The organism is Pseudoalteromonas rhizosphaerae (genome assembly GCF_902498845.1).
Classification (GTDB): Bacteria; Pseudomonadota; Gammaproteobacteria; order Enterobacterales; family Alteromonadaceae; genus Pseudoalteromonas; species Pseudoalteromonas rhizosphaerae.
On record NZ_CABVLM010000008.1, the window covers coordinates 85,490 to 108,542 of the forward strand.

17 protein-coding genes and 1 tRNA gene are annotated in these 23,053 nt (G+C 41.6%); 5 read left to right on the plus strand and 13 right to left on the minus strand.

The window, feature by feature from the left end:
- The first annotated feature begins 225 nt into the window (after nucleotides 1-225).
- Nucleotides 226-2,712 carry a PilZ domain-containing protein gene (locus PSR9079_RS13560; protein WP_149982067.1) on the plus strand — a complete coding sequence of 829 codons (2,487 nt, stop codon included), beginning with the start codon at nucleotides 226-228 and terminating at the stop codon, nucleotides 2,710-2,712.
- Nucleotides 2,713-2,717: 5 nt separating this feature from the next.
- Here the strand turns inward: PSR9079_RS13560 and serB are convergent, their stop codons facing one another.
- Nucleotides 2,718-3,731, minus strand: coding sequence for a phosphoserine phosphatase SerB (serB, locus tag PSR9079_RS13565; protein WP_149982068.1), 1,014 nt, complete (start codon nucleotides 3,729-3,731; stop codon nucleotides 2,718-2,720).
- A gap of 134 nt (nucleotides 3,732-3,865) precedes the next feature.
- Between serB and PSR9079_RS13570 the strand changes: the two genes are divergently transcribed.
- Nucleotides 3,866-4,486: an AhpA/YtjB family protein gene (locus PSR9079_RS13570; RefSeq protein ID WP_145235511.1), complete on the plus strand. Its 621-nt coding sequence runs from the start codon at nucleotides 3,866-3,868 to the stop codon at nucleotides 4,484-4,486.
- On the opposite strand, the gene PSR9079_RS13575 is transcribed toward PSR9079_RS13570, so the two are convergent.
- From PSR9079_RS13575 to prfC, 4 genes are all read right to left on the minus strand, one after another.
- Complete coding sequence (locus PSR9079_RS13575) at nucleotides 4,453-5,226, minus strand: TatD family hydrolase (protein ID WP_149982069.1); 774 nt, start codon at nucleotides 5,224-5,226, stop codon at nucleotides 4,453-4,455. The genes PSR9079_RS13570 and PSR9079_RS13575 overlap by 34 nt on opposite strands.
- 6 nt (nucleotides 5,227-5,232) lie before the next feature.
- Nucleotides 5,233-5,871 carry a pyridoxamine 5'-phosphate oxidase gene (gene pdxH, locus PSR9079_RS13580; RefSeq protein WP_145235507.1) on the minus strand — a complete coding sequence of 213 codons (639 nt, stop codon included), beginning with the start codon at nucleotides 5,869-5,871 and terminating at the stop codon, nucleotides 5,233-5,235.
- Between the two features lie 506 nt (nucleotides 5,872-6,377).
- The gene (gene argS / locus PSR9079_RS13585) at nucleotides 6,378-8,120 is read right to left on the minus strand and encodes an arginine--tRNA ligase (RefSeq protein WP_149982070.1); all 1,743 of its coding nucleotides are present in this window, start codon (nucleotides 8,118-8,120) and stop codon (nucleotides 6,378-6,380) included.
- A 55-nt stretch (nucleotides 8,121-8,175) separates the two neighbouring features.
- Nucleotides 8,176-9,759 (minus strand): peptide chain release factor 3, encoded by a 1,584-nt coding sequence (gene prfC / locus PSR9079_RS13590; protein ID WP_145235504.1) that lies wholly within the window; start codon nucleotides 9,757-9,759, stop codon nucleotides 8,176-8,178.
- A 262-nt stretch (nucleotides 9,760-10,021) separates the two neighbouring features.
- Here prfC and PSR9079_RS13595 point away from each other — a divergent pair, with 262 nt between their 5' ends.
- Nucleotides 10,022-12,703, plus strand: coding sequence for a hybrid sensor histidine kinase/response regulator (locus PSR9079_RS13595; protein WP_145235502.1), 2,682 nt, complete (start codon nucleotides 10,022-10,024; stop codon nucleotides 12,701-12,703).
- On the opposite strand, the gene rimI is transcribed toward PSR9079_RS13595, so the two are convergent.
- The 4 genes from rimI to PSR9079_RS13615 all read right to left on the minus strand — a co-directional run bounded on the left by rimI (nucleotide 12,689) and on the right by PSR9079_RS13615 (nucleotide 15,421).
- Nucleotides 12,689-13,150: a ribosomal protein S18-alanine N-acetyltransferase gene (gene rimI / locus PSR9079_RS13600; protein ID WP_179959191.1), complete on the minus strand. Its 462-nt coding sequence runs from the start codon at nucleotides 13,148-13,150 to the stop codon at nucleotides 12,689-12,691. The two genes, PSR9079_RS13595 and rimI, sit on opposite strands and share 15 nt — an antisense overlap.
- Complete coding sequence (locus tag PSR9079_RS13605; protein ID WP_145235500.1) at nucleotides 13,137-13,445, minus strand: hypothetical protein; 309 nt, start codon at nucleotides 13,443-13,445, stop codon at nucleotides 13,137-13,139. The genes rimI and PSR9079_RS13605 overlap by 14 nt, the downstream gene beginning before the upstream one ends.
- 65 nt (nucleotides 13,446-13,510) lie before the next feature.
- Nucleotides 13,511-13,587 (minus strand) — tRNA-Trp (locus PSR9079_RS13610).
- A gap of 478 nt (nucleotides 13,588-14,065) precedes the next feature.
- On the minus strand, nucleotides 14,066-15,421 hold the full coding sequence (locus PSR9079_RS13615; protein WP_149982071.1) for an MATE family efflux transporter: 1,356 nt from the start codon (nucleotides 15,419-15,421) through the stop codon (nucleotides 14,066-14,068).
- Between the two features lie 139 nt (nucleotides 15,422-15,560).
- On the opposite strand from PSR9079_RS13615, the gene PSR9079_RS13620 reads away from it, so the two are divergent.
- Nucleotides 15,561-16,445 carry a LysR family transcriptional regulator gene (locus PSR9079_RS13620; RefSeq protein WP_149982072.1) on the plus strand — a complete coding sequence of 295 codons (885 nt, stop codon included), beginning with the start codon at nucleotides 15,561-15,563 and terminating at the stop codon, nucleotides 16,443-16,445.
- A 162-nt stretch (nucleotides 16,446-16,607) separates the two neighbouring features.
- Here the strand turns inward: PSR9079_RS13620 and guaA are convergent, their stop codons facing one another.
- Together guaA and guaB are read right to left on the minus strand one after the other, a co-directional pair.
- Nucleotides 16,608-18,185 (minus strand): glutamine-hydrolyzing GMP synthase, encoded by a 1,578-nt coding sequence (gene guaA, locus PSR9079_RS13625; RefSeq protein ID WP_145235498.1) that lies wholly within the window; start codon nucleotides 18,183-18,185, stop codon nucleotides 16,608-16,610.
- Between the two features lie 103 nt (nucleotides 18,186-18,288).
- Entirely contained in the window at nucleotides 18,289-19,758 is a 1,470-nt protein-coding gene (guaB, locus tag PSR9079_RS13630) for an IMP dehydrogenase (protein ID WP_149982073.1), read from the minus strand.
- Nucleotides 19,759-19,893: 135 nt separating this feature from the next.
- Between guaB and xseA the strand changes: the two genes are divergently transcribed.
- A complete protein-coding gene (gene xseA, locus PSR9079_RS13635; RefSeq protein WP_149982074.1) occupies nucleotides 19,894-21,228 on the plus strand; it encodes an exodeoxyribonuclease VII large subunit in 1,335 nt (444 codons plus the stop codon).
- A gap of 6 nt (nucleotides 21,229-21,234) precedes the next feature.
- Here xseA and PSR9079_RS13640 read toward each other — a convergent pair whose 3' ends face one another.
- Together PSR9079_RS13640 and cysE are read right to left on the minus strand one after the other, a co-directional pair.
- On the minus strand, nucleotides 21,235-21,903 hold the full coding sequence (locus tag PSR9079_RS13640; protein WP_149982075.1) for a hypothetical protein: 669 nt from the start codon (nucleotides 21,901-21,903) through the stop codon (nucleotides 21,235-21,237).
- A gap of 29 nt (nucleotides 21,904-21,932) precedes the next feature.
- Nucleotides 21,933-22,748 carry a serine O-acetyltransferase gene (cysE, locus tag PSR9079_RS13645; RefSeq protein WP_149982076.1) on the minus strand — a complete coding sequence of 272 codons (816 nt, stop codon included), beginning with the start codon at nucleotides 22,746-22,748 and terminating at the stop codon, nucleotides 21,933-21,935.
- Between the last annotated feature and the right edge of the window lie 305 nt (nucleotides 22,749-23,053).

Here is a 23,053-nt window from a genome sequence, read left to right on the forward strand (position 1 = left end):
TTATCACTTTTACTTTAGGGCATACTTTTTGCTTAATCTTTTGAGCTTGGGCTTTTTTGATTAATAAACTAAAGTAATGAGCCATTTATTTGGCAATCTCATAATAATAAAAATTAAAGATGGTAACTCATTACACCCCACATGCTGCGAACCAGCAACCAAGTGAGTGTGTAAATACATGTGCAGTATACCAACTTTTTAGAATAGACGGTGATGGTTTTATAAATGACTGAAGACACTCTGCTTAAATATGAAAGTTTAGTTGATGAGCTTAAATCATATTTAGGTAATGCCAAATTTGACACGATCTTTAAATCGAAGACAGCGGGTTTAACAAAACCTGAGCAGTTCTTGATCAAGATGGAAATGTCGCGCTTGTCACAACCTATCGCCCGCTTTATTGATTTACGCGGCCAAGTAACAGGCCAAGTTAAACCTTATGAGTATGAAGGCAAACAACACTTTATGGATGAAACCGCCATTGCGGTATTTGAACAAGCCATAGAACGTCATGGTGGTTATACCCTTGCTGTTTACGAAGCAGTAATGAACACCGATAATAACCATCGTGTAATGCAAAAAAAAGCTGCTGAACAAGCTAAGCAACCTGAATTACAGAATGAACAAAAATTAGATTGCCAAGTTATTAAATTTGCCTCTTATGAAAGTCGCCGTGAAGAACGGATGAACTATTCAATCAAAATCACTGTAGAACTCAGCAAAGATAACACCATTGCAGCAACCACCTCAGACATCTCTTTAAGTGGCGCAAAAATAAAGCTCTCACCGCGCTATCAAGTCAAAAAAGGGCAGTTATTAGGACTGCGCCTAGTCGGTCTTGAGCAAGATTTTGAATTGGGTTTAAAAAACGGTATTCAATATGAAGTTGTTGCAGTTGAGAAAATCTCTGCGGAATTTAATCACATTCGCTTAAAACGTACTTTTATAGAAAATAACGAAAAATTTGATGAGTTTTTAGAAAGTTTTATTCACGGCAATAAGCGTCGTTATAAAGTAAATTTAGATAATACTTTAGATGCCGTCGTCTCAAAAGGCTATGAGCAGTACTATATTCCACGGGTGACTTCGTTATTTACTTTTTTTAGTTTGCAAAACGATAAACTCTACCCAAGTTTAGTGCTGACCACTGAAAACAATATCTTTATTCAGCGTTATTTTTGTGATGAGCGAAAGCTGTCATGTTTATACACCATTTTAAATCAACAACGCTTAGCTCAGTTATTAAGTAACCCAGCCCCAGTTAAAGAAGAGTATTTATATACCTTTACGCATGTGGTTGCTGGAAAGGTATATTATTACTCAGCAACACGCACTGAGTTGACTGCAGAGCCGCAGTTAAGCGCATTATTTTTTGGTTTTGGTAGTCAAAAAGAAAGCTGGCAATGCTTTAAAGTACAGTTAATGCCAAGCCATCCTGAAGATTCATATATTCCGTTGAGCTTGCCAAATACCGCCGGCAAAGATATTGAAAAATTGAACAAGCCACCAACGCCTCGCGTACAAGGAATGATCAAAGACGTAAAATATCTTGTGATTTTAACCGCTGTAGGAACAGACGCTGAACAAACCCATTACCAAAGCTTTAGTTACGACAAAAGTATAGTTAATCAGCTCAAGCGCTTTGGTCACGGTAAACATAAAACCCCACCAAAGCTTGAAACCGTTGATTTAGAGTATGTAAATCTTCGCTCACATAAACGCTACTTGTATAAAACAGATGTAGTATTAACAACTCAGGATGGGCAAACACATACCGCTCATAGTCGTGATTTTTCGATAATGGGTTTGCAAATTGAGTGTGACCAACCGGTTACTTTTCAAAAAGGTGAAGTTGTTGAATTAAGCTTGCCTGAGCTGCAAAAAATAACCAAGAAGCACACGCTGAGTAAATTAAAGTACGAAGTGATGGCGGTCAGTAAATCGTTCACCACTATCAACTTAAAAGCCTTACGTATTGCTGATAACCCACACGAAGGGGTAAAGTTTTTTACGCAATTAATTGAAAATAATAAAGATAAATTAAAAGTATCTGAAGAAGCGCCAAAGGTGCCAGGATTATCGACAGCGCTGCGAAATATGGTAACTAAAAGTGTTTGTCAATTTCCGTTTTATTTACATAAAGAAGCTACACATTTTAAAACAGGAGCTATCGGTCAAGGCTTGTACCCTAGCCCATTGCATGTCATTTTACAAAACTATGGCTTGCTTAATAATACCACCAGTATTGATGCTTTTTTATCGCCAGAGCAGCTCAATGACGTGATCACACCGCTTATAAAAGATCGCAGCCGTCAAGATCCACCGTTACCTTTCACTTTATTTATTCGTTTTGATCCTAAAAAATCAACCATTGAAGACGCTATAAAAAGCAAGTGCAGTGCTGGCGAAGATTATGCCCCACAGTTACTCTTTTTAAAGAAAGGTCTTAAATCTGAGTTGCTCTTTATAATGCGTATTTATATTTCACGCACTGGCCGCCCTGATACTGATTATTTATCTAACGAACTAAAATACGTAAGCCAATATGCATTGCATAAAGCAAAAGATCTTGAAGAGGCACTGTGGGCAGTCACAGGTGTTGGTGACATGGTTGATGTAACAGATGAAACGCTTAGTCATTTGGACTTTACCGCAGAGCTGGTAGAACAAATGAATAAGCGCAAACAGATTTGGCTTAAACGGCTAACGTAAATCTGTTACTTAACAGCAGGAATAGTTAGTAAATATAACAGTTGTAATAGCGAGCCTTGGCAAATTGCAGCTTGGGCTTGTTCAACAACTTTAGGTTTACCGTGTACGGCAACACCGAGTCCTGCCGCAGCCATCATGGTCAAATCATTCGCACCATCACCAATCGCCACTGTTTGTTGCGTAGGTAAATTTAATCGTTGCTGTAATTGGCTCAACACCACGGCTTTTTGCTGCGCATCAACAATCGTGCCTAGCACTTTACCCGTTAACTTATTATCTTTAAATTCCAAAACATTGGCATGTACTTCGTCTAGTTCAAGCAGTTTTTGCACTTGTTCAGCAAACGGCACAAAGCCACCTGAGGCAATGGCTAAATACCAATTATGCTGCTTTAGCACTTGGCATAGCGCTTTGATCCCTGGCATTAATGGTAAACTATTTTTTAGTTCATCAATTAAGCTTTGCTCAATACCCGCAAGTTTAGCGACTCGTTGATGTAAGCTTTCACTAAAATCTAACTTACCAGCCATTGCTTGTGCGGTTACCGCAGCGACATCATCATATACATCAGCAAGCCTTGCGATTTCGTCAATACATTCAATCGTAATGGCGGTTGAGTCCATATCCATGACTAATAAGCCGGGCTTAGTTAAAATCGGTGGCTTACTAACTTGTACAAGTTGAAATCCCAATGGATGGGCAAATTCATTCAGTACCAAAGGATTAATGCTTGGACTTAGTGTCTCGCTGTAAAAACACAGTGCGGGGCTTAAGTTTGGCTCTGGTTGATAACGACAAAATGCACTGACAATAAACTGTTGCTGAGCTAAAAAGTTAATTATATTAGCTAGTTGTTGGCCGCTAAAGTCTCCTGCAAAAGCAATACTAAACATTCCTTGCGGATCAGTTGGTAAGCTTGTTGGTACTAATAAAGCATCTTGATAGTGATACCACATACCTAACGACAACTGTGCCGATAACTGCTCTGATGAAAGGCTCGCAAAGCGCTCCAATGTCATGATAACTCCAAAAATGATACTAATGTCTCCCCTGTAAAATAACAGTTAATTCGCCATAAAGGGGGATTTAAGGTTATAGTTACGCTTAGTTGTAACATCAAAAACAAAAGCTGTCAGCAGCGTAAACGGTGACTATGAAAAATAACCATCTTAAAAACCCTATTTCAGCATCTCTTAGGCAACGCCTAGTGCGATTAAGTATTGCTGCGGCATGCTTTGTATTGCTGACTTGGGTTGCTGTTAATGGTAGTTTTCAAAGCCACCAGTTGCTTTATGATAGTGCCGACAGCACAGCAAAAAGCTTAACTCGTTTTATGGCTCTCAATGCCAAAACGCCGCTACTTGAAAAAAACAAACCTGAATTAACAGCCTTATGTAACAGCATAAGCAAAGATGAGTTTGTACTGGCTGCAACGATTTATGATCAGCAAGGCATACTTATCGCCAGTAGTGATAATTGGCAAGCTCACCATATTTTAGGTAAGCTGCCCAACTCCACTCCGGGTATTAGTAAACTTAAAACCCCGTTTGTTGAACCGATAATCAGTGATGACGACCGCCCACTAGGATTTGTTGCAATAACTTACTTGACCCGCTCAGCAGTAGCAACCAGTCATAGCAGCTTTCATGACTTAGGCCGCCAAGTATTACTGATGCTAGTGATAACCTGTATTTTTACTTGGCAATTAGGCCGTGGTTTAAAGCGCTGGCAAGTAAATCGTTATATCCGAAAAAGTTCTGAGCACGAATCATAAAGCTGCTTTTGAAAACCAGCCTTATAAGGCGTTGTGATCTGCTTTAATTGGCATAACTGCTCAAACACCAAGGATAACTGTAACGGCGTGTTTATTTGTCCTTGAAAGCCCGCTAACGGCATTGCAGGTGCATCTGTTTCAAGTAGTAAGTGCTCCGGTGCTATGTAAGCAACAACGGAACGTGTTTTTTGTGCTCGCTGATAAGTGATCACCCCGCCCACCCCGAGTTTAAAACCCTGTTTAATATAATACTGTGCTTGTTGTAATGAGCCTGAAAAAGCATGTATAACACCACCACATTTTGGCTTACAGCGCTTAAATGACTGTGCAATAAGGTCATGGCTTTGTCGATGATGCACAATCAATGGCAATTCAAGCTGATTAGCAAGATCGATATGGTGCTCAAATATCTGCGCTTGCAAAACAATATCGTCAATACTGCGGTCAATACCACACTCGCCAATAGCGACCAATTGCTGGCGATGTTGCACAGTAAACTCAGTCAGTTTGGCTAAATGACTGTGGTGATATTCTGCTAAAAAGTAAGGATGTAAACCTGCACCGATGCGCACTGCAGAATGCTGTTTAGCAAAAGCGCATAAAGAAAGAGATTGTGCCAAAGTGATCCCCGGCACGATCAATTTTTCGATCCCCAGCTGCTGACATTGCTGAATTAGCTTGGTGCGGGTGGCATCAAATTCAGTAAAATCTAAATGGCAGTGGGAATCAATAAACGCCATAATAAACTATGGGTTTAAACGTGTTATTTGCCAGCTGTTATCAGCTTGTCGCTGATATATAAAACGGTCATGCAGGCGGTGTGCACCACCTTGCCAAAACTCAATTTTTGTTGGCACAACACAGTATCCCCCCCAAAAATCTGGCAATGGTATTTCGCCTTTAGCAAACTTGGTTTTCATATTAGCAAAAGTTTCCATCAACACTTTACGCGATGATACAGGACGGCTTTGCTTTGAAGCCCATGCAGCTAACTGGCTTTCTTTGGGACGTGACAAAAAGTACTTGGCAACCGCTGAAGTTGGCAGTGGTTGTGCTTCACCATAAACAATCACTTGGCGCTCCATATGGTGCCACGGAAAATGCAAAGAGATTTTATTATTGCCTTTAAGCTCTTGTGCTTTACGCGAGCCGGTATTGGTAAAAAACACAAACCCGTTATCATCAAGATGCTTTAACAACACAATACGTTGCGAAGGCTGACCGGTTTCATCAACCGTTGCCACCACCATCGCCGTTGGATCTGGCAGTTTACTTGCTACCGCGTGCTCAAGCCAGGTTTCAAATTGCTTGAATGGATCATCAAGTAAATTCTCTTCGCTCAGAGCATCTTGCAAATACTCACGACGGATATCTTCAAGTTTCATAAAATTCCCTCTAGGTTCTAGGTTCTAGGTTCTAGGTTCTAGGTTCTAGGTTCTAGGTTCTAGGTTCTAGGTTCTAGGTTCTAGGTTCTAGGTTCTAGGTTCTAGGTTCTAGGTTCTAGGTTCTAGGTTCTTCAAAAATTTATAAACAACTATCTGTGTGTCAAACTATTCTTAGAACCTAGGGCCTATTTCTTCCTAGTACCTTGTCACTTTTGTATGTGACTTAGGCTAAATAAACTCATTAACGCAGCTAAAGCGAACTACACACAGCAGACGTTCACCTAAGTAGTTTAGTCTAAGATAAGGCGGACACTCGACTTATCCCTATGAGCATACGCTCTTGTATGTGATTAGGGTCAGTAACTAAGTGCCAAACTACACATCTGCAAGTGTAGGAGCGCTAGCAAGGCAGTGAGTTTATTTATGCCAAGGAGCATACGTATTTTGTATGTGACTTAGGCTAAATAAACTCATTAACGAAGCTAAAGCGAACTACACGCAGCAGATTACATTTGCTCCATGACTTCGATGCCTAGTAGATCTAAGCCTGTGCGCAGTGTATCCGCTACCAAATTACACAGCACTAAACGGCTATCGCGTACACTTGGCTCTACGCCTTCTTTAAGTACTGGGCAAGCTTCGTAGAAGGTCATGTATAGGCTGGCAAGCTCGTATAGGTAACTACATAATACGTGCGGTGTTGCCTCACTGATCATTTGATCAAGTACTTCTTCTAATTGCAGTAGTTTAAGCGCAAGGGTTTTTTCTTGCGGCTCAACAATAGCGACATCTGCGTTTAAACTTGCTGCGTCTACGCCTGATTTACGGAAAATACTGCGTACACGAGTATAAGCATATTGTAAATAAGGTGCTGTTGCCCCTTCAAAGCTAAGCATACTGTCCCAGTTGAAAATGTAATCACTGGTACGGTGCTTAGAAAGGTCAGCATATTTAACTGCGCCAATACCTACTTTACGGGCAATTTCACTGCGCTCTTCATCAGTTAAGTCAGACTCACGTTCAGCAAGCTTAGCAGCAGCTCGAGTGATTGACTCTTCAAGTAAATCAGCAAGTTTTACCGTGCCACCTGTACGCGTTTTAAATGGTTTGCCGTCTTCACCCATCATGGTGCCAAATGGGCAAAATTCGTAGCTAGTTTCATCGCGTAGTAAACCGGCTTTACGTGCAGTAAGCTCTACTTGATTGAAGTGTAGGCTTTGACGCGCATCAACAAAAATTAAAATGCGGGCTGCGCCTAACTTGTTTGAACGGTAATCACAGGCGGCTAAATCGGTGGTTGCGTATAAGAAACCGCCACCTGACTTTTGCACGATAAACACTGATGGCTCACCATCTTTATTTGCCAGCTCATCTAAAAACACCACCTGTGCGCCTTGTGACTCAACGGCAATATTCTTATCTTGTAATAACTTAATGATATTGTTCAGTTCACTGTTATAAGCACTTTCAGCCATGATGTCGTCTGGTGTAAGCGTTACATTTAAGCGTTTGTATACTTCTTCAGAATGCTTTACCGAGGTTGCGATAAACAACTTCCATAGTTTTTCACAATGCGCGTCGCCACCTTGTAGTTTTACTACGTAATCACGCGCTTTATCTGCAAAACCTTCTTCATCATCAAAACGCTTTTTAGCGTCGCGGTAGAAGGTTTCTAGATCAGCAAGTGCCACAGAATCTAAATCAACACCTTGGCTGATTTGATCTTCCAGATGTGCAATCAGCATACCAAATTGCGTGCCCCAATCGCCCATGTGATTTTGACGAATAACCGTGTCGCCACGAAACTCCAGTGCGCGTACTACTGCATCGCCAATGATCGTTGAACGTAAATGCCCAACGTGCATTTCTTTAGCAAGATTAGGTGATGAGTAATCAACCACTACTTTTTGCGGTTGTGCATGCTCAGCAACAGCCAGCTTTGCATCTTGGTTTGCCGCTTTTAAGCTTTGCGCTAAAAACTCAGGTTTTAGGTGAATATTGATAAAACCAGGGCCGGCAATTTCTGTTTTGTCTGCGATATCACTTACATCTAAGTGATCAATAATCTGTTGTGCAAGCTCTCGCGGGTTGCTTTTCATTTTTTTAGCAGCGCCCATTGCACCATTAATTTGGTAGTCACCAAATTGTGGGCGGGTACTCTGTGTTACCGCAGGGTTAGTATCTGCTGGTAAGCCAGCGCCAGTCATGGCTGCGATGGCTCTTTCAATTAGTAGGGTACGAATATTCATGTAATTTATTACCTTTACCAGCCCGCGTTAGCGGGCTTTAAATTAAAATTTGAGTCTAATTTTCACGCGTGTGGTTAAATGTCACTTCTGGATAGCGCTCAATTGATAAGTTAAGATTTACACGACTCGGCGCTATGTAAGTTAAATTATCGCCGCCATCAAGCGCTAAGTTGCTTTCGCACTTACGTTTAAAATCTTCAAACTTTTTAACGTCAGTCGAACTTACCCAACGTGCGGTATTTACATTTACGCTTTCGTATAAAGCATCTACGTTATATTCTGCTTTCAAACGCGCTACAACCACATCAAACTGCAATATACCAACCGCGCCTACAATTAAGTCGTTATTAATAAGCGGTCTAAATACTTGTACTGCACCTTCTTCAGATAGCTGTACCAAGCCTTTTAATAATTGCTTTTGCTTAAGTGGATCACGCAGACGAATGCGGCGGAATAATTCCGGCGCAAAGTTTGGAATACCAGTAAATTTAAGCTTTTCACCTTGTGTGAAGGTATCACCTATCTGGATCGTACCGTGGTTATGTAAACCAATAATATCACCTGCAAAAGCATCACCTGCACGCTCACGATCACCCGCCATAAAGGTTACCGCATCAGAAATACTGACTTGTTTACCTATACGCACATGGTTCATTTTCATGCCTTGGCTGTATTTACCCGACACAATACGCATAAACGCAATACGGTCACGGTGCTTTGGGTCCATATTCGCTTGAATTTTAAATACGAAACCAGTGAAGTTCTCTTCTGTTGCAACAACAGTACGGTCTTCTGTTTCACGCGGTAATGGCGTTGGTGCCCACTCAGTTAGGCCATCAAGCACATGGTCAACACCAAAGTTACCAAGCGCAGTACCAAAGTACACTGGTGATAACTCACCCGCTAAAAATAGCTCTAAATCAAATTCGTGCGATGCACCAATAACAAGTTCTAACTCTTCACGCAGTTGCCCAGCAAGCTCATCGCCAATCGCTGCATCAAGCTCAGGATTATCAAGCCCTTTAATGCTGCGTACTTCTTGAATAGTATGACCTTGGCCGGTTTTGTATAATAAGGTCTCGCCGCGATGAATATGATAAACACCTTTAAACTCTTTACCACAGCCAATTGGCCATGTGATCGGTGCACAAGCTATATTTAGCTCTGTTTCAACTTCGTCTAACAACTCCATCGGATCACGAATATCGCGGTCACATTTATTCATAAATGTGACAATTGGCGTGGTACGTAAGCGCGTTACTTCCATTAATTTACGAGTACGATCTTCAACACCTTTAGCCGCATCGATCACCATCAAACATGAATCGACCGCAGTTAAGGTACGATAAGTATCTTCAGAGAAATCTTCATGTCCTGGGGTATCAAGTAAGTTTACTAGCGCTTTATTGTATGGGAATTGCATTACAGAGGTCGTGACCGAGATACCACGCTCTTTTTCCATTTCCATCCAGTCAGACTTGGCATGTTGATTAGAGCCACGGCCTTTAACGGTACCCGCTTTTTGAATAGCTTGTCCGAACAACAGTACTTTTTCGGTGATGGTAGTTTTACCAGCATCCGGATGCGAGATGATCGCGAACGTGCGTCGCGTATTGATTTCGTTTAATAAATTAGACATGTAAGCCGCTTTAAGTCATAACAAGGCGCAACTAAAAACAAACCTAAGCACAGGTCTTCGCTACGCACTGTAAATATAAAATAGAATTAGTTACATTATACCTTGTTTGTCTTAGCCAAAAAAGCAACGATTGCAAGTAATTAGCCGATAACTTGGTTTAGAATCAGCTCAACCCGTTTGCTGCAGCGAACGCACTAAACTTGTGTAATTTTACGCTAACGCATACTATTGATAGATTACATGGAGGATATTTTGTTTGGGTATGAGAACAAGTAAGTTAAGTATAAGATTATTATGGTATATCACGCCTTTGGTGATTTTACCGTTATTGTTTTTAGGTGGCTTTACTCTCACCAACGTTACCAGCTCCACACAAAAACAAGCCGAGCTCATTGTTAGCCGTTTTGTTGAACAGCAACAACAAAAAATGTTCAATTACATCGATTCATTCCACTCTACTACAAAGTTACTCTCGGCCTCCCCTGTACTAAGTGACTTTTTAGCAGATGACTTACGCGATAACGGCAATTACACCCGTCGTCTAGGCGCACTAATGGATGTATTTGCAAGCTATTCAGAAGCTTACCCCGATATTGTTAGCGTAAATTTAGTCTCTCCGGATGGTCAAAGCGACGCCTATTACTCCAGTAATTTAAATACCGCTCCAACCAGCTATCCATTTTTCTCACAAGTTTTACAAAGTAACTTACGCCAACAACAGTTTATGGTGCAAAAACAAGATGGCACTACCAGCTTATATTTTATTCAACGTATTTACAGTGCTGATTACTACCTTAAACGCCCGCAACAACTAGGGTTTATTGTGTTGCATGTTGAGCCATCGATTTTAAATACCAGCATTTTAGAAGCGCCCTATAACAATACCTTAAATTTATTACTGACCAGCAATGGCAAAATATTATTTAGCTCAGACTACAATAAGCGCGGTCAATATATTAGCGAATATGAGCTGCAACAAATTCACGACTTAGCCGATCTAGGTAAGCTCTCAACCATAGAGTTATCGAGTATTGATAAGGTTGAACGGATGATTTACGCCATCCAAATGAGCGGCGGTTATTATTATGTCTCGACCATCCCCAAAGCCTTGCTTTATCAATCCGGCAAAGCGATCAGTTTGATCACCGCCTTGATTGTGATTATTTCAGTGATCACCCTGCCGATGCTGATTTTTATTGTGGTACGTAATTTACTACTTAACCCAATTGAGTTACTTGGGGCAGCCAGCCATCGAGTAGGTGACGGCGATTTGTCGGTATATTTGCCTGCCCATAATAATGATGAGGTGGGGGTATTATTTAATGATTTTAATCACATGGTGAACCAAATTCGTCATTATCAAGACGAACTTGAAGAATATAAACATCACTTAGAAGATAAAGTCGAAAGCCGTACCAAGGCACTTGAAACCATGAATAGTCAACTCGAGGTGGCCATTGCCCAAGCGGAACAAGCGAACCAATTAAAAAGCCGCTTTTTAGCCAATATGAGTCATGAAATACGTACACCACTAACCGCCATCATGGGCTTTACTGAGCAGCTATTACACAGCCAAAATACAACCGGCGACGCTTGGCACCTAAATACTATATTACGTAACTCTAAACACTTACTTGAACTCATCAATAATATTTTAGACTTGTCGAAAATCGAAGCCGAAAAATTAGCTGTTGAAAAAGAACCGCTAGATATTGTGCAGTTAGTTCATGATATTGATTCGATTATTCGTCCTTTATCACAAGAGAAAAAACTTAACTGCAATATCAATTTTCACTTACCATTACCGCGTATAATTAATAGTGATAGCACTCGTTTAAAGCAAATTCTCATTAATATTGCCAGCAATGCAGTGAAGTTTACCGAGCAAGGTTTAATTGAATTAGATATTACCTATAACAGTGATTTACAACTCATAGAATTTGCCATTAAAGATAGCGGTATTGGCATGTCAGAGCGAGAAGTTGAACGGGTATTCAAACCTTTTGAACAAGCTGATACAACAACAACACGACGCTTTGGCGGCACTGGCTTAGGCTTATGTATTTCTAAAAATTTAGCACAATTGCTCGGTGGTGATGTTTATGTAACAAGCACGCCAGGCCAAGGAAGCTGTTTCTGCGTGCAAATTGCCTGTAACTTACCTGCAGATAAACAACAAACAGTGCCAATGCTGACTGAGTTAAGCCAATTAACTCCCGCTAAGGACTTACAGCTTTCATTCGCAGAAAATAGCTTTGATGCCAATATATTAGTCGCCGAGGATAACCCTGACAACCAAGTACTAATCAAGTTATTACTGCAAACATGGGGGCTTGAGCCTGATATAGCCAATAATGGTGCAGAAGCTGTTGAAATGGCGCTGGTGAATGACTATCAATTAATCATTATGGACATGCAAATGCCGGTAATGGGCGGCTTAGAAGCCACACAAATGCTCCGCCATGCAGCCTACGATGGGCCGATCATTGCACTTACCGCGAATGTAATGAAACATGACGTAAACACTTATTTGCAAGCCGGTTGCGACGAAGCACTGGCTAAGCCTATCGATAAAGATGCCTTAGAAAGTGTGCTTGTTAGCTATTTAAATATTGAAAAAGACAGCCAAAATAAATGGGATAGCTTGCTAAACAGCGAAAAATTTCAACAGATCAACGACAACTATCGCTTAAAACTGCCAGGTTATTTAACCGACGTTACGCAGCTATACAATAATAGTGAGTGGGAGCAGCTCAGAGCGCTGGCCCATAGTTTAAAAGGCAGTGCTGGTTGTTTTGGTTTTAGTAATATTCACCATGCGGCGGCCACACTTGAAGATAATTTACGTGGCCGTGATCACAACCGCCGTGATTATTTAGCACTGAGCTTAATTGAAGCGATAAAATATACCTTGCAACAAGAACAGTCATTAACCAAAAAGTAATGTCATTCCCATTAAGATAGCATCTTCATGGCCATTTTTTGATGGGTCACTACTTGGGTAGTAATTTTTACGTACCGACATTTCACTAAAGCCTGCCTGCTCATATAAGGCGATGGCACGAGTATTGGTTTCACGTACTTCTAAAAATAAGTTTTCAGCGTGATGCTTTTCGCCGTATTCAATAAACGCTGCAAGCAATTGTTTGGCAATCCCCTGCCCCTGAAAATCAGGTGCCACGCAGATATCCATTAAAGTAAAGTCAGGCCCTGCTTTTTCACCGATATAAAAACCAATAAGTTGCTGCTCATTAAACGCAGCTAAATTAAAGTAACGCCCAGCGAGACATGATTGCATAGTGTTTACTGTCCACGGATGAGTGTGACACGCGTTCTCAACACGCATCAGCGCATCAATGGATAATTCAGTAACAGATTCAAAGGTTATCAAGGTGTGTGCTCATCAGCGCCCATAGCGCGCGTTTATTATCAGCATTAAGCTGCTGGGTTGGTAAGCTCAATTGACCATCATGCCATGCAAGCTTATCGCTTTGCACTACTTGGCTAATTTTTAATGGGGCAATAGCGCGATTTAAATCAGCCAATAGCGTTGTACTTAGCTCTATATTTACCTGCGGCGCTGCACTTGGTGCATCAGAACGTTGTTCAGCGACTGGCTGTAATCGGAAATGCTGATTTAGTTCGAGGTTTTCTATACCAAAAATAGCTGCGTATCGTGGATGCATAAAAACTCAGTAGATTTAAACACTGGAACAATATAAGAAGTAATCAAGGCTATGTAAAGAAGAAGTGGCAGGGGCGGAGAGACTCGAACTCCCAACCATCGGTTTTGGAGACCGCTGTTCTACCAATTGGAACTACGCCCCTGCAATGACGACGAATTATAGAGAAGTTTCGCTAAAGGTAAAGAAAAAAATCACTCTTTTAGTTTAACTGCTTTTTAAATAAACAAAACGGCGAATTAGCCAACTAATTCGCCGTTTTTATAATTACTTACCTAAACTAGGATAAGCCTTCATATATCCATGCTCAGAACTTTTTACATTTATGCTGCTCGTCGACGTTTTAGTTCAGCTTTGGCCCAGACTGAGGATTCGGCCATATCACAACGAAGCCCATGCTTCTTTTCAGTAGTAAGCGCGGTTAAGTTCAATTCTATTCACTTTTTATACTCAACTTGTTGTCCACTTTTAAAGCGTATCAAAACATGAGCGACCAGCTACATATCAAATCATAGTAAGTGGTGCAGACTCTTGTTGTTAAAACACATAACTCGCTTTTGCCTAAAAGTTATTTAACGCTCGTCAATATAAAAATATCCTTACTATTTTTTTCTTATTGTTTTTTAAACGAAACTTTGTTGTTTATGCATGTACATAAAACCTTTCAGGTTGCTTAATAGCATCGGCAGTACGATCAATGCGAAGGCAATGTTAGATAAAGGGACGGCTAACCAAACACCATCGATACCTAGGTATTTCGGCAAGATGAATAGGAAAGGAAACTGTATCAACATATTGCCGACGGAAACAAAAAGGGCTTGTCCGCTTTTACCAACGGCGACGAAGTAGATGGACGCCATGAATAAGAAGCCATCTAAAAACAATGCCATTAAGTGTAAACGAATACCGTTTTTGCTTGCTTCAAGTAATGCATCATTGCCTGTGGTAAAGATGCTGATAAAGATTTCTGGAAAAATGTTAAACAGTATTACCAAAGCTATACCGGACCCAACGGTAACAGAAAAAGCCAGTTTTACGGTTTCGCTAATGCGTTTGTATTGCTTGGCGCCTAAGTAGTAACTCACTGGTGGCTGCAAGCCGCTGACTAAGCCTTCAGCGAAGAAGTAATAACAGCTCACTAAGTAGCCAACAATCGCGAATGCGGCTAACTGCGTGGTGTCTCCGTAGGCCATAAATTGCATGTTATGGAACGCCATGACGAAGCTGAAGTAGATAAACATCACTAAGTTTGACGACCCTAATTGCACGATACGAGCGGCGATGGTCTTATCAAGTTGTTTGACCGATAGCTTGGTTTTAGCTTTTGACGACGTAAAGTAACGTAAACACAATATACAAGTGGTTAATTGAGCAATTAAGGTAGCAATAGCTGCACCTTTTAATCCCATATCAAGATGGCCTAAGAAAACATAGTCCAAGACAATATTGGTCAAGGCACCAACAATGATGAAGACCGTCGCAAGGTTTGGGCTATCGTCATTTCTAACCAACATCGGCATGGCACTAGCACCAATCGAAATAAGCGCCCCAAACGACATGATCTGCACATAACCCCAACTCATCTCTAAGGTGACGCCGGTCGCGCCTTGAATATTGAGCAGGCTCTGACCAAAAACGATAAACACAACTGTGGCCAATAAGCCGATCAAAATAATCAAGAAAAGCGCTGTGATGAGTGTTGCTTGAGTGGCTACGAGGTTATTCTCGCCACGATATTTAGACAACACGCTGCCGCCTCCCATACCAACAAGCAAACCAAAACCCATGATTAAACCAAGCAATGGAATTGCCATGTTGATACCTGCTAGTCCGTTTGCACCAACATAGTGACCAACGAAGAAACCATCAATGATCTGATATAAACCACTGACTAACATAGCGACGATGGAAGGAATGGCGAAACGCCAAAACGTGCCTGCGACGGATTGTGACGGTTGAATTTGTGGAGCTGCTTGCATCTTAAATATCCAGAAGGTAATAATGTAATAATGCAGGCATAATATACTGAATTGAGATATCATAAAGTCAGTTACCATCCGCTTTAGAGATGGATTAAAAAGCTTAACTAGCCGCTAAATGGCCGTTTCGGAGATAGGAATGAGTTGGACATTGGATCAATTACTGGCTTTTGTTACTGCCGCCGAGCAGGGTTCTTTTTCTGCAGCAGCAAGGCAATTACAAAAGGCACAATCACGAATTAGTAGCGCCATAGCCAATTTAGAATTGGATTTAGGGTTTGAGTTATTTGATCGCAGCTCTAAATACCCCGTATTAACGCCTCTGGGTAAAGAGATGCTTCCCGAAGCGCGAGCCGTGCTTAACCAATGCCTTCGATTAGATTCAAGAGCACTTACAGCTGCGAACAAAGAGCCCATTTCGTTACGAATCGCCCTGGATGAAGCCTTACCACTGGAAACCATCCATTCTATTTTTTCTCAAGTAGGCGATTTGTTTCCTAACACTCATTTGGTTATTACCAATGGCTCACAAGACGACATTGCCAATGCCATTGCTAATCAAAAGGCCGACATTGGTTTTATGATTAGCAACAGTGCTTTGCCACCCAAGTTAACCTTACAGTCTTTAGGATATTTTAAAAAAATCCTGATTGTCGGTAACAAGCACGTTCTCGCTAAAGAAGATGTATTGACCCTTGCGCAACTTCAACAATATCGTCAGTTCGTACTCTGCAACCGCTCAGGAGAAAACCGCGAAAATGCCCTAAGCCCAGATCATTGGGATTTAGACAGTTATTATTTGATTTGTGAATTGGTAACGCAGAATCAAGGCTGGGCCATCGTGCCTGAGCATATAGCCAAGGCGCATTGGTTTTTTGAACAAATAAAAATAGCTCAAGCCGACTTCTTAACGGATCAATTAATTGAAATAGGCATAGTAAAACGACTCGATAGCCCAAGCAATAAATTAACAGATTGGATTACTGAGCAAATGCGCCACTTAATGAACAATCACGCTATATAAAATCTTCCTGCGCAATCGAAAGGCTCTGCTCTTATATTTTGACTTATAGAACAAAGTGTCACAACATTTTTTCAGTGATGTTCCGAACAAAAAAAGTCCGCAATTACGCGGACTTAATTAAGATTTAATGCCTGTTAGTGCCAGACGTTTCAGGCCTAAAAATTATTCCCACTCGATTGTCGCAGGTGGTTTTCCTGAAATATCGTAAACAACGCGTGAGATACCGTCGATTTCATTAATGATGCGGTTTGAAACCAGACCTAAGAACTCATACGGTAAATGTGACCAACGTGCAGTCATAAAGTCGATAGTCTCAACACAGCGAAGGCTTACAACCCAATCATACTTACGTGCATCACCCATAACGCCTACAGACTTCACCGGTAAGAATACCGTGAATGCTTGGCTTACTTTATGGTAAAGCTCGGCTTTGTGTAGTTCTTCGATGAAGATAGCGTCAGCACGGCGTAATAAGTCACAGTACTCTTTTTTGATTTCGCCAAGTACACGCACACCTAGACCAGGCCCAGGGAACGGGTGACGATAAAGCATGTCGTACGGTAAACCGAGCTCTAAACCAATTTTACGTACTTCATCTTTAAATAATTCACGCAGTGGCTCAACTAAGCCCATTTCCATGTCATCTGGTAAGCCGCCCACATTATGGTGAGACTTGATCACATGCGCTTTACCAGTTGCAGACGCTGCTGACTCGATAACATCTGGATAGATAGTACCTTGACCTAACCATTTTGCATTTTTAAGCTTTTTAGATTCGCTATCAAATACCTTAATAAATGTATGGCCAATCGCTTTACGCTTGTCTTCTGGGTCTGATTTACCAGCAAGATCCGCTAAGAATAATTCCTCGGCATCCACTTTGATAATGTTTAGGCCAAACTTATTGCCAAACATATCCATTACTTGCTGACCTTCGTTTAAACGCAGTAAACCGTTATCAACAAATACACAGGTTAAACGGTCGCCAATCGCGCGGTGAATAAGCATAGCCACCACTGATGAATCAACACCACCAGATAAACCTAAGATTACTTCGTCATCACCCACAGTATCTTTAATGCGCTCTATGGCGTCATCAATGATTTTTGCAGCAGTCCACAGTTTTTCACAACCACAAATATCAATCGCAAAGCGTTCTAGCAAACGTTGGCCTTGATGAGTGTGGGTTACTTCTGGGTGGAATTGTACGCCGTAAAAACGCTTTTCTTCGTTAGACATTGCCGCATGTGGGCAAGTAGATGTTTTAGCTGTGGTTTTGAAAGTATCTGGAATTTCCATTACTTTATCACCATGGCTCATCCACACGTCTAAAATGCCTTCACCGCCATCGGTAATGCTGTCTTCAATGGCATCAAATAATGCACAGTTACCGACTTTTTCAACTTGCGCATAACCAAACTCTTTTTTATCAGAGCTGTGAACGCTGCCGCCAAGCTGAGTAGCCATTGTTTGCATGCCGTAACAAATACCAAGTACAGGTACGCCTGCATTGAATACATACTCAGGGGCACGCGGGCTGTTTTCTAAGGTTGTTGACTCAGGGCCACCAGATAGAATGATACCTTGTGGATTGAACTCACGGATCTGCTCTTCCGTTACGTCCCATGCCCACAGTTCACAGTAAACACCAATTTCACGCACACGGCGGGCGATCAATTGCGTGTATTGCGAACCAAAGTCTAAAATAAGAATTCGTGAATCGTGAATGTCTTTGCTCATTGAGGGTCTCGTTAGTCAAGAACTAGCACTCAGGTTACCTGAATGACTATAATAAATAAGGGCTAGCGAAGCTAGCCCAGTAATTTTAATAGATTTGAAGCTATTAACCTAAGCGGTAGTTAGGTGCTTCTTTGGTGATTTGCACATCATGAACATGTGACTCACCCATACCTGCTGAAGTAACACGTACAAACTGAGGTTTAGTGTTTAATTCTTCAATCGTGGCACAACCGGTTAAACCCATTGCGCTGCGCAGGCCGCCAACTTGTTGGTGAATGATTGTCGCGATTGGACCTTTATAAGCCACACGACCTTCAATCCCTTCTGGCACAAGCTTGTCTGCTTGATTTGATTTTTGGAAATAGCGATCTGATGAACCTTCTTTTTGGTTCATCGCACCAAGCGAGCCCATACCACGGTATGACTTGTAGTAACGGCCTTGGTAAAGCTCGACTTCACCAGGCGCTTCTTCAGTACCCGCTAGCATTGAGCCAACCATCACACATGATGCACCAGCAACAAGTGCTTTTACAATATCACCTGAGAAACGAATACCACCGTCAGCAATCACTGGAATGTCACGACCTTTTAGGCCATCAACAGCATCAGAGATTGCAGTGATTTGTGGTACACCACAACCAGTAACAATACGCGTAGTACAGATTGAACCTGGGCCAATTCCTACTTTAACTGCATCAACACCGGCGTCGGCAAGCGCAATCGCACCTTCAGCTGTTGCAACATTGCCTGCTACAATTTGTAGTTCAGGGTAAGTTTGACGAGTTTGTGCAACACGGTCGATAACACCTTGAGAATGACCATGTGAGGTATCAATTAGTAATACATCAACGCCCGCTTCGACTAATGCAGCAATACGCTCATCAGTACCTGGACCTACACCAACAGCAGCACCTACACGTAAACGACCTTGTTCATCTTTACATGCATGTGGTTTGTCTTGTGCTTTTTGATAATCTTTTACTGTGATCATGCCTTTTAATTTAAACGCATCATCAACAACAAGGATTTTTTCGATACGGTGTTCGTGCATTAATCCTAAGATTTCATCACGCGCAGCACCTTCTTTTACAGTGACTAACTTTTCTTTTTTAGTCATCACTGTTGAAACCGGTTGCTCAAGCTTGGTTTCGAAACGCATATCGCGGCTGGTAACAATACCAACAAGGCCGTTTTCAGCGTCCGTTACCGGAAAACCTGAAAAGCCTTTTTCTTCAGCAAGTACAATTGCATCTGCAATGGTTAAATCCGCTGTCACAGTAACAGGGAAAGAAACAATACCCGCTTCATACGTTTTAACTTTACGTACGTTTTTGGCTTGTTCTTCAATTGTCATGTTTTTGTGGATAAAACCTAAACCGCCCTCTTGCGCTAGCGCAATCGCTAAGCGTGCTTCGGTAACAGTATCCATAGATGCTGAAACTAGCGGCAAGTTAAGTTTGATACCACGCGTTAAGCGAGTTGAAATGTTTGCCGTGTGTGGCAAAACAGTAGAATGACCGGGTACTAAAAGTACGTCATCAAAGGTAAGAGCTTCTTTAGCAATTCTAAGCATTTTGGCAACTTCTCACATGTGGATCTTGTTTAAGGAATTGCGGCCAAATTTTATCAGCGTTGTGGGCACGAGTAAATAAGATTTCACAATTATTTATGATAAAATCCCCCCATCATCGCTTTTTAGAGTCGCTTTATGGCCGTAACATCCCAGCAGCAAACGATTTATACCGTTTCTAGGTTAAATAGAGAAATAAGAACCGTACTCGAACAAGGATTCGCATCGTTAAATTTAACCGGCGAAATATCAAATTTCATTACACCAGCCTCTGGTCATTGGTATTTCACGCTCAAAGATGATCGCGCTCAAGTAAAAGCGGCGATGTGGCGAGGCAACAATCGAGGCCAACGCTATCGCCCTGAAAATGGTGCACAAGTGACAGTTCGAGCCCGAGTATCGCTATATGAACCGCGTGGTGACTATCAGCTGATTGTTGAACACATGGAAGCTGCTGGCGAAGGGCAACTAAAGCAACAGTTTGATGAATTAAAAATGCGCTTAGCCGCCGAAGGTTTATTTAGCTCCGCCCATAAACAACCATTGCCTGGGGTTGTGCATCGTGTTGGTGTTATTACATCAGCCACAGGAGCGGCTATCAAAGATATTTTAACGGTACTTAAGCGTCGAGCACCACAACTTGAAGTCGTGATCTACCCTGCTATGGTGCAAGGTAAAGACGCGCACCTACAATTAATTGATAAAATCAATATTGCTAATGCCCGCAATGAAGTTGATGTAATTATTCTAGGCCGCGGTGGTGGATCACTAGAAGATTTATGGTGCTTTAACCATGAGCTACTGGCACGCGCTATTTTTGCCAGTACCCTACCAATTATCAGTGCTGTCGGTCATGAAATTGATACCACCATTAGCGATTATGTTGCCGATGTGCGCGCCGCAACGCCCAGCGCGGCTGCAGAGCTTGTTAGCCCCAATAGCAGCGAACTTTATAATCAAATCCAACAACAATTAAATCGCTTAGCCAATGCGTTTAAACATCAGTTATCTGCAAAGCAAAGCATTGCAACAGCACTTGAGCACCGTTTAACATTATGTCATCCGCGTAATCAGCTAAATCAACAAGCGCAACGTTTAGATGAATTGACAGTGGCATTACAGCAGGCGATACAAAATCGGCTCTATCAATATGAGCGCCGCTTAAATAATCTAACGCCGCGACTAATGCAGCGCTCACCAGATCGCAAAATTACTCAGGCAAGTCATCAATTACAGCAACTGCAAGGGCGTTTAACACAAACCATGCAGCAACAATTACACAGTGCCCAAAATACCCTCGCAATGCAGGCTAGCCGATTAGAATCTGTAAGTCCGCTCAATGTACTCGCTCGTGGTTATAGCATCACTAAAAATGAGCAAGGGCAAGTGATTAAGTCTATTAAGCAAGTAACTCAAGGTGATTTAATTGTAACCGAGCTTGCTGATGGCGTAATTCAAGCTCGTGTCAGCTGAGGCTCGTTATTCTGACTCAGTACTTAATAATAATGAAAAATCGCGATCGCTTGATTTTGAAGTACTGACTTTAAATTGCTGCCAAAAGTCTTGTTGTACCAACTTATCGTTGAGTTCGCGCCATTGGGTATGATCAAAATCATCTACATCCTTTGGCGCTGCAAGTTCAAATTTACATACCGAACTTTTACACTGCGCACTAACCAATTCAGGGGTGATGCCAAGATCAGCAATCTGTAAAAAGTCTTTCATGGCAGTCTCGGTACGATAAGCCCACTCTTCATTGCGACTTTGCTCAGTAAACTTGTCTAGCAAAGCTTGTTCAAAATCGGACGGTGCTTGCAATTGTTGTTCGTAAGCTTTTACTAATTTTTGCTGTTGCAGTAACTCACGCTTGAGCTGTTGCACTTGTTGCTCAAGCGGTTGCTCTTCTGCCGTTTGCTGTTGTGGTGCAATGGCCATTTTTTTGCTATCAATCGCTTGTGCAAAATTTGCAGCTTGATTAGCAACAGCTGTTTCGTCCGTCGCCATTATATTGCGTTGCTGCTCAACCTCGTGTGTTAGCAGTGTATGAACAGGTGTTGTCTTGCTTGAGGTCAACTGAAAGTAACCCCAAGTTAAAACCACGCCAGCAGCAAACGCCAGCACACGAGAAAACAAACCATTATTACTCATTTATAATTCCATTTATGGTTAATTTTGATTTATAGCATTGCGCTGGTGTGCGATTCGTTTTCAGCTTCAACTTCTAAAAAGTTTTGATTCATGCTTTGCGCTGGACAGGGACAATTTGGTTTACCAACAATTTTAGCTGGCACGCCAACTACCGTGGTGTGAGGTGGTACGGCGCTCAATACCACTGAGCCTGCGCCAATTCGGGCGCCCTCGCCGACCTCAATATTGCCGAGCACTTTAGCCCCAGCACCAATTAAAACACCGGCGCGAATTTTCGGATGACGATCGCCTTTTTCATTACCAGTACCACCTAGAGTAACTGATTGTAAAATAGAGACGTTATCTTCAATAACAGCTGTTTCACCAATGACTATACCAGTTGCATGGTCAAACATAATACCATGGCCGACTTTACAAGCAGGATGGATATCAACGCCAAATACTTCTGAGGTACGGCTTTGAATAAAGCGAGCGAGCTCTTTACGGTTTTGTAACCATAAGCAATGGGCGAGTCGATGTGCTTGAATTGCATGGAAACCTTTTAAATTTAATATCACAGTTAAATATGTATCGGCAGCGGGATCACGATCTTTAACGGCTTTTATATCATGGGCGACATGAGTAAGCATTCGATCACATTCAACAAAAGCCTGATCAAATAACTCCCGGATAGTAAATGCAGATACCACTGCGTCTGCCAGCTTATTAGCAACAATAAAGCTCAACGCAGACCCTAAGCACTCATGATTTAAAATGCATGAATACACATGACTTGCTAACAGAGGTTCACGGGTAACGACTTCATTTGCTTCGGTGCGGAGCTGTTGCCAAATTTCATGACGCATAGGACGGCCTTAAATTAATACGAAGATAAGCTTTTATGCAGTTTAACGGATTTCAAGTCAGATGTGTTAACGCTGCGATTATTTGTTCTGGTTATTAGATATAACTAAATTTCAAAATCATTCTTTAATAATCTCATTATAGTTTTACACAATGAGTTACGACAGTAGATAAAATTAACCCGTCGCTATAAAAAATATAAATTTTAAAACTCAATAACTAAACATCAATGAAAGTTATCCTGTCATATGACAAAATAGCCTCCCTTGGCAGCTACTTCACCAGTGAAGAATAAGTCTATATAAAT